At 64.5% G+C, this 7,629-nt stretch carries 5 protein-coding genes and 2 pseudogenes; all 7 read right to left on the reverse strand.

The genetic code is table 11. From position 1 onward, the window contains the following. Nucleotides 1-18 precede the first annotated feature (18 nt). Nucleotides 19-632 (reverse strand): annotated as a pseudogene (locus G3436_RS09130) (TetR/AcrR family transcriptional regulator). Nucleotides 633-645: 13 nt separating this feature from the next. Next, a complete protein-coding gene (gene phaC / locus G3436_RS09135; protein ID WP_163943830.1) occupies nucleotides 646-2,328 on the reverse strand; it encodes a class II poly(R)-hydroxyalkanoic acid synthase in 1,683 nt (560 codons plus the stop codon). A 116-nt stretch (nucleotides 2,329-2,444) separates the two neighbouring features. Then, nucleotides 2,445-3,296, reverse strand: a complete 852-nt coding sequence (phaZ, locus tag G3436_RS09140) for a poly(3-hydroxyalkanoate) depolymerase (protein ID WP_163943832.1) — start codon at nucleotides 3,294-3,296, stop codon at nucleotides 2,445-2,447. A 57-nt stretch (nucleotides 3,297-3,353) separates the two neighbouring features. Next, nucleotides 3,354-5,031: pseudogene (phaC, locus tag G3436_RS09145) on the reverse strand (class II poly(R)-hydroxyalkanoic acid synthase). A 352-nt stretch (nucleotides 5,032-5,383) separates the two neighbouring features. Beyond that, a complete protein-coding gene (locus G3436_RS09150; RefSeq protein WP_163943834.1) occupies nucleotides 5,384-5,761 on the reverse strand; it encodes a gamma-butyrobetaine hydroxylase family protein in 378 nt (125 codons plus the stop codon). Between the two features lie 44 nt (nucleotides 5,762-5,805). Next, nucleotides 5,806-7,143 (reverse strand): ATP-dependent protease ATPase subunit HslU, encoded by a 1,338-nt coding sequence (gene hslU / locus G3436_RS09155; RefSeq protein WP_163943836.1) that lies wholly within the window; start codon nucleotides 7,141-7,143, stop codon nucleotides 5,806-5,808. Nucleotides 7,144-7,220: 77 nt separating this feature from the next. Then, nucleotides 7,221-7,629 (reverse strand): ATP-dependent protease subunit HslV (gene hslV, locus G3436_RS09160; RefSeq protein ID WP_163943838.1); only part of this gene is annotated, 409 nt, incomplete at its 5' end.

A 7,629-nucleotide genomic window follows, 5' to 3' on the forward strand; every position in this document is an offset into this window, starting at 1 on the left:
GCTTGCCAGCGAAGCTTTTCAGCCCTCCAGGTAGCGCAAGGCCAACTGCTCCGCGGCATGGCGCGACGCCACCTCCAGGTGCGGCGCCACCAGCATCATCACCTGGTACACCACGATCCCCACCTCGCCCTCGCGCGCCAGTACCCGCTGGTAATCCAGCGAGAACAGCAACGTCAGGGTGATCTGCTCCACCAGTTGCCCCAGCGCTCGGGTATCACTGGTCACCTGGCCATGCGCCTTGAGGCTTGCCAGCAGCGCTGCCAGCGTACGCTTGAGCGCATTGAGCAGGTTGCGCATGCCACGCGCCAGCTTGGGCAGCGCCCGGTCAGGTTGGACAGGTCCTGGAACAGAAACCGGTACTGCGCCATGCGTTCGACGATCAGGTGCAGAAACAGCCAGTAATCCTCGGCCTCCAGGCGCACCTCCAGCGGCGGGTCGAGCAGGGGTGTCAGCTCTTCTTCGAAACGCTCGAACAAGCCCAGCACCAACGGCTCCTTGCCGTGAAAGTGGTAGTACAGGTTGCCCGGGCTGATGCCCATCTCATTGGCAATTTCCAGGGTCGAGACATTCGGTTCGCCCTGCCGGTTGAACAGCTGCAGGGCACACTCGAGAATTCGGTCGCGGGTTTTCATCCTGTCTTCTTGTTCAGCGCACCAGTACGTAGGTACCGGGTGCGGGGTCCATGGGAGGGTAGGTCGCGCTGCCCAGGGTCATGCGGGTCTCGCGCTGCGCACCGGAGCGCGCCTGTACCCAGTCCAGCCAGTGTGGCCACCAGCTGCCGTCTACCTTGTGCGCATCGTAGTACCAGGCGCGCGGATCGCTGCTCAGCCTGGGGTTTTCGACATAGTGCGCCTTGGGGTTGCCCGGCGGGTTGAGGATGCTCTGCACGTGCCCGCTGTTGGCCAGCACGAAACGCCGTTCGCCGCCCAGCAGCAGGGCCGAGCGGTACACCGCGTCCCACGGGGTGATGTGGTCGTTGCTGCCGGCCACGTGAAAACTGTCCACCGTGACCTTCTGCAGGTCGATCGGCGTGCCGCACACCTCCAGCCCCTGGGCGTGCGCCAGCGGGTTGAATTTGAAGAAATCCAGCAGGTCGCCATGCAACGCGGCCGGCAGGCGGCTGTTGTCGTTGTTCCAGTAGAGGATGTCGAACGCTGGCGGCGCCTTGCCCAGCAGGTAGTTGTTGACGAAGTAGTTCCAGATCAGGTCGTTGGGGCGCATCCAGGCAAACACCTTGGCCATCTCGCGGCCCTCCAGCACGCCCTGCTGGTACGAGCGGCGCTTGGCGGCCTCCAGGGTCTGCTCGTCGGCGAACAGGCTCGCCGGGCTGTCCAGCTGGCTGTCGAGCAGGCTCACCAGGTAGGTGGCGCTGTGCACCCGGCGCGCCTGGCGCTTGGCCTGCAGGTGGCCCTGCAGGGCGGCGATGGTCAGCCCGCCGGCGCACGCACCGAGCAGGTTGACGTCGCGGCTGCCGGTGATTGCGCGGCACACGTTCAGCGCCTCTTCAGCCGCGGCCACATAGCTCGACAGGCCCCACTCGCGGTGGCGCGGGTCGGGGTTGCGCCAGCTGATCATGAAGGTCTGCAGGCCGTTCTTGAGCATGTACTGGACGAAACTGTTGCTGGCGCTGAGGTCGAAGATGTAGAACTTGTTGATCTGCGGCGGCACCACCAGCACCGGCCGTGCGTACTGCTTCTCGCTCATGGGCTTGTACTGGATCAGCTCCAGCAGCTCGTTGCGAAACACCACCGCGCCGGGGGTGCTGGCCAGGTTACGGCCGACCTCGAAGGCATCTGCAGCGACCTGGCGCGGCAGGCCGTCGTTGTGGCGCAGGTCATCGATCAGGTGCCCTACGCCGCGCACCAGGCTCAGGCCGCCGGAGTTGAGCAGTTCCTTGATCGCCGCCGGGTTGAGCAGGGTGTTGGTGGGCGCCACGGCGTCGTTGAGCAGCGAGAACAGAAAGTGCGCGCGGGCGCGGTCATCCTCGTCGAGCTGGCTTTCGTCGATCCACTGGCGGGTCTGCTTCTGCCACGCCAGGTACGCCTGCAGGCCGCGCCGGTAGAACGGGTTGAGTTGCCAGCTGGGGTCGTTGAAGCGGGTGTCGCGCGCGGCAGGCTGGTAGGGGGTATCGCCAAGCATCACGCGGCCCAGTTGGCCGCCCAGCTCCAGCAGATGGCGGGCGGTGTGCAGCGGGTGGCGCAAGCCGTGGCGGCCGAGGTTGCGCACCGTCGACAGCAGGTCGCGACCGCGCAGGCCGCTGATTGCGCTGCGCACGTTGATAAAGCTGGCGGGGGCGGGGGCCCCAGCCTTCGCGGGCTTGTCTTTCATCCAGGCAACACTCCGTCGTCAGGCCATCAACCAATGTTTCAATGCAAGAGCGACACCAACCCGGGCTGCGCTGGCATGCCCCGGCGCTCCTGCCAGGGGTGCAAGCGATAAGGGGCTCAAGCGCTCGGGGCGGGCCGTGGATGCATGACGGCGCGCTGGCGCTCCTGCTGCAGGAATTTCATGATGATCGGGGCGACGGCTTCGGCCCGGGTGATCAGGAACAAGTGACCGTCGTCGATTATGTGTAGCTGGGCATTGGGAATACGCCAGGCCAGCAGGCGCATATTGATCAACGGGATCAGCGGGTCGTCGTCACCGGCCAGCACCAGCGTCGGCTGCTGGATCTTGTGCAGCCAGTGGATACTGGTCCAGCCCATGCCGGCGAACAACTGCCAGTAGTAGCCCAGCTTGCCCGAGGAGCGCACCTTGGAGGCATGCGACAGCGCCAGGTCCGGGTCGCGCCGAAAGGCCCCACCGTAGATTTCCGGGGCGATGCGAATCACGTGCGACGGTTGAATGTAGCGCCGCGGGCTCGCCATCAGCCATAGCACCCGTGGCTTGCCCGGCACCATCACCGCACCGGCCGCCGTGGCGGCCAGTACCAGCTTCTTGCAGCGCTCGGGGTAGTCGTGGGCGAACTGCTGGGCCAGCGCCCCGCCCCACGACACGCCGATGGCATTGACCTGGCCATAGTCGAGGTAGTCGAGCATGCGTGCGGTCAGCTTGGCCAGGCCGGGAAAACGGTACGGCCGGCGCGGGGTCGACGAGCCGCCCACACCGGGCACGTCGAAGGCGATCACCTCCAGGTCCGGGTCCAGCGCCTCGATGAACGGAAACACCAGTTCCAGGTTGGCGCCGATGCCATTGAACACCAGCAGGGGCGTGAGGTGCGGCTTGCCGGGGCGAACGGCCGTGCGGATGGACTGGCCATCCAGCTCGACGGTTCTGAAGAGGTACGGTTGCGGCATGCGCGAGCCCTGTCGTGGTTGCCGCGCCACCCACCACAAGGGCGGCGCCGGGTGTTTTCAGCGTTCGTGAACGTAGGTGCCAGGGGCCGCTTCGGCGCTTGGGTAGGCCTTGTTGCCCAGCTTGGTCGGCGCCGGCTTGAGCTCGCCCGAACGCTCGGCCAGCCAGGTCTGCCAGTACAGCCACCAGGAGTCGGTGTGCTTGGTCGAGCTCTCTTGCCAGGCGTCGGCATCGGCCGGCATCTCGCTGCTGGTCATGTAGCGTGCCTTGGGATTGCCCGGCGGGTTGAGGATGCTCTGGATATGCCCGCTGTTGGACAGCAGAAACTCGACCTTGCCACCGAACAGCTGAGCCGACTTGTAGCAGGACTTCCACGGTGTGATGTGGTCGTTGGTGCCGGCCACGCTGAAGATGTCGGTGGTGACCTGGCTCAGGTCGATCGGCGTGCCGCACACTTCCAGTGCACCCGGGCGCACCAGGGGGTTGTTCTTGAACATTTCGATCAGGTCGCCGTGGAACGCGGCGGGCAGACGCGTGGTGTCGTTGTTCCAGAACAGGATGTCGAACACCGGCGTCGTTGCCGAGCAGGTAGTTGTTGACCCAGTAGTTCCAGATCAGGTCGTTGGGCCGCATCCAGGCGAACACCTTGGCCATGTCGCGGCCTTCGAGCACGCCGGCCTGGTAGGAGTGACGCTTGGCCGCCTCCAGGGTCTGTTCGTCGACGAACAGCGCCACCTGGGTGTCGAGGGTGGTGTCGAGCACGCTCACCAGCAGCGTCAGGGCGTTGACCTTCTTTTCGCCCAGTGCCGCGTAATGGCCCACCAGCGCGGTGCAGGTGATGCCGCCCGAGCAGGCGCCGAGCATGTTCAGGTCCTTGCTGCCGGTGATCGCCAGCACCACGTCGACCGCCTCCTTGAGCGCGTCGATGTAGGTCGACAGGCCCCACTCGCGCTGCGCCTTGGTGGGGTTGCGCCAGCTGATGATGAAGGTCTGCACGGTGGAGCGCAGGCAGAAGCGCGCCAGGCTCTTGTCGACGCTGAGGTCGAACACATAGAACTTGTTGATTTGCGGTGGCACCACCAGCAGCGGCTTTTCGTGCACCTGCTCGGTGATCGGGCTGTACTGGATCAGCTCCAGCACATCGTTGCGAAACACCACCGCACCGTCGCTGGTGCCCAGGTTCTTGCCAACCTCGAAGGCGTCCATGTTGACCTGGCTGGGCATGCCGCCGTTGTGCACCATGTCCTTGGCCAGGTTGGACAGGCCGTCGAGCAGGCTCTTGCCACCGGTTTCGAAGAAGCGCTTGACCGCCGCCGGGTTGGCCGCAGTGTTGGTCGGGGCCATGGCCTCGGTCATCAGGTTGATGACAAAGTGCGCGCGGCTGATGTCCTGTTCCGAGAGGTTGCTGTGGCCGATCCAGTCGTGCAGTTCCTTGCGCCACGCCAGGTAGGTTTGCAGGTAGCGGCGATACAGCGGGTTCTGGCTCCAGGCTGGGTCGCTGAAGCGCCGGTCGTCGCTTTCCGGCTGCAGGCCGGACTTGCCGAAGATCACGTCCTTGAGTTGCAGGCCGAAATGCGCAACATGCTTGGCGCTGTGCAGCGGTTGCTTGATGGCCTGGCGCAGCACCATCCGCGCCGACGACAGTAAATCCTTGCGGCGCAGGCCTATGACGGGGTTCAGCCCCAGGGTGTTTTCCGAGGCTTGGCGCTGCAGGTCATCGTTGTTCTTGTTACTCATCTACGACGCTCCGTTGTCCTGAGACGAGTACCGGGGTGGCTGCGACGCTACATAGCCGAGTGCCCGGTACTACTGCTCGGGTGACCAGTGATAACGAACTGCGGTCCTGCGGCCGGATGCGTGTCGCTGATGAGCGCTGCGGGGTTTTCTGCGTGTGAAGACAGCCTGCTTTCGCTCGCGACCTCTACATACCGGCCAGACCCTGCATGAACAAACCGATGCAGGGAGCTTGCCATCTCCATTGGTTACCCGACTTTCATGGAATGCGCAAGCCGGCCAATCATTGGCCGGTGCCACGGGCATTCAAGCAAATAGAATTAGAAAATGCGCTCTAAAACCCCAGAGTGCCGGGTTAGAGCATCAGTTTGATGACAGACTCGGATGGGTCGCGGGACTTGCCGGCCTTGGCCAGTTCGTCGAGGTACTCGGCCCACAGCTGTTGCTGGCGCAGGCACAGCTGCTCCAGGTAGTCCCAGGTGAACAGGCCACTGTCATGGCCGTCGTCGAAGGTCAGCTTGAGCGCGTATTGCCCGGCGGGTTCGAGCTGGGTCAGGCCGACCCCCAGCTTGCCGAACTGCAGGATCGGGTTGCCATGGCCCTGGACCTCGGCAGAAGGGGAGTGCACGCGCAGGAATTCGGCGGGCAGGTGGTACACCTCGTTCGGCCCGTAGGTCAGGCTGAGGGTCTTGGAGGCTTTGTGCAGATTGATCGCGGTAGGCAGTCGGGACATAAAGTTCAGGGCCGCGAACGGCCCTGCCTGCAAGGGAGTTAGGCTTACAGAATATAACGGGACAGGTCTTCGTTCTGCGCCAATTCGCCCAGGTGGCTGTTGACGTAGTCGGCGTCGATGCGGATTGGCGTCTCGCTGTGGGCGCTGGCCAGGTCGCCGGCGCTGAACGACACCTCTTCGAGCAGGCGCTCGAGCAGGGTGTGCAGCCGCCGCGCACCAATGTTCTCGGTCTTCTCGTTGACCTGCCAGGCGATCTCGGCCAGGCGCTTGATGCCGTCGGCGGCGAACTCGATGTTCAGGCCTTCGGTTTTCAGCAGCTCGCGGTATTGCTCTGTGAGCGAGGCATGCGGCTCGCTGAGGATGCGCTCGAAATCCTGCGGGCTGAGTGCCTTGAGTTCCACGCGGATCGGCAGGCGACCTTGCAGCTCGGGCACCAGGTCGCTCGGCTTGCTCAGGTGGAACGCGCCGGAGGCGATGAACAGGATGTGGTCGGTCTTGACCATGCCCAGCTTGGTGTTGACCGTGCAGCCTTCGATCAGCGGCAGCAGGTCGCGCTGCACGCCTTCACGGGACACATCGGCGCCGCCGACGTTGCCGCGCTTGGCGACCTTGTCGATCTCGTCGATGAACACGATGCCGTGCTGCTCGACCGCTTCCAGGGCCTTGGCCTTGAGCTCTTCTTCGTTGACCAGGCGGCCGGCTTCTTCGTCGCGCACCAGCTTGAGCGCTTCCTTGACCTTGAGCTTGCGGCTTTTCTTCTTGCCCTTGCCCATGTTGGCGAACAGGCTCTGCAACTGGTTGGTCATCTCTTCCATGCCGGGCGGCGCAGAAATGTCGACGCCGACCGCTTCGGCCACTTCGATCTCGATTTCCTTGTCGTCCAGCTGGCCTTCGCGCAGGCGCTTGCGGAACAGCTGGCGGGTGTTGGAATCGCTGGTGTTGACCGGGTCTTCATTGAAGCCTGGGCGTGCAGGCGGCAGCAGGGCATCGAGGATGCGCTCTTCGGCGGCGTCTTCGGCGCGGTGGCGCACACGCACGATCTCCTGCTCGCGCAGCAGCTTGATGGCGGCATCGGCCAGGTCGCGGATGATCGACTCGACGTCACGGCCCACATAGCCGACCTCGGTGAACTTGGTGGCTTCGACCTTGATGAACGGCGCGTTGGCCAGCTTGGCCAGGCGACGGGCGATCTCGGTCTTGCCGACACCGGTCGGGCCGATCATCAGGATGTTCTTGGGGGTCACTTCCACACGCAGTTCTTCGGGCAGTTGCATGCGCCGCCAGCGGTTGCGCAGGGCGATGGCGACGGCGCGCTTGGCATCGTCCTGGCCGATGATGTGGCGGTTGAGTTCGTGGACGATTTCGCGGGGGGTCATGGACATAATGGTCGATGGTCCTGTGGGCAAGTGTTCAGCGTGGGAAAGCCCGACCGTCGGGGGCGGGCGCCAGAACAGCTGAATTACTCGGCCAGGTCCTGCTCCTCGATGGTCAGGTTGTGGTTGGTGAACACGCAGATGTCACCGGCGATATTGAGTGCGGCCTCGGTGATTTCGCGTGCCGACAGATCGGTTTTCTGCAGCAGGGCGCGGGCGGCGGCCTGGGCGTAGCCGCCACCGGAACCCATGGCGATCAGGCCGTCTTCGGGTTCGACCACGTCACCGTTGCCGGTGATGATCAGCGAGGCGTCCTTGTTGGCCACCGCCAGCATGGCTTCCAGGCGGCTCAGGGAGCGGTCGGTACGCCATTCCTTGGCCAACTCGACGGCGGCGCGAATGAGATGGCCCTGGTGTTTCTCAAGCTGGCCTTCGAAGCGCTCGAACAGGGTGAAGGCGTCGGCGGTGGCACCGGCGAAGCCGGCGATGACCTGG

Source organism: Pseudomonas brassicae (genome assembly GCF_010671725.1).
In the GTDB taxonomy this organism is placed as follows: Bacteria; Pseudomonadota; Gammaproteobacteria; order Pseudomonadales; family Pseudomonadaceae; genus Aquipseudomonas; species Aquipseudomonas brassicae.

Coding starts and splice junctions, on each gene's coding strand:
- phaC (WP_163943830.1), bottom strand. CDS start 2,328: ATGAAAGACAAGCCCGCGAAGGCTGGGGCCCCCGCCCCCGCCAGCTTT.
- phaZ (WP_163943832.1), bottom strand. CDS start 3,296: ATGCCGCAACCGTACCTCTTCAGAACCGTCGAGCTGGATGGCCAGTCC.
- G3436_RS09150 (WP_163943834.1), bottom strand. CDS start 5,761: ATGTCCCGACTGCCTACCGCGATCAATCTGCACAAAGCCTCCAAGACC.
- hslU (WP_163943836.1), bottom strand. CDS start 7,143: ATGTCCATGACCCCCCGCGAAATCGTCCACGAACTCAACCGCCACATC.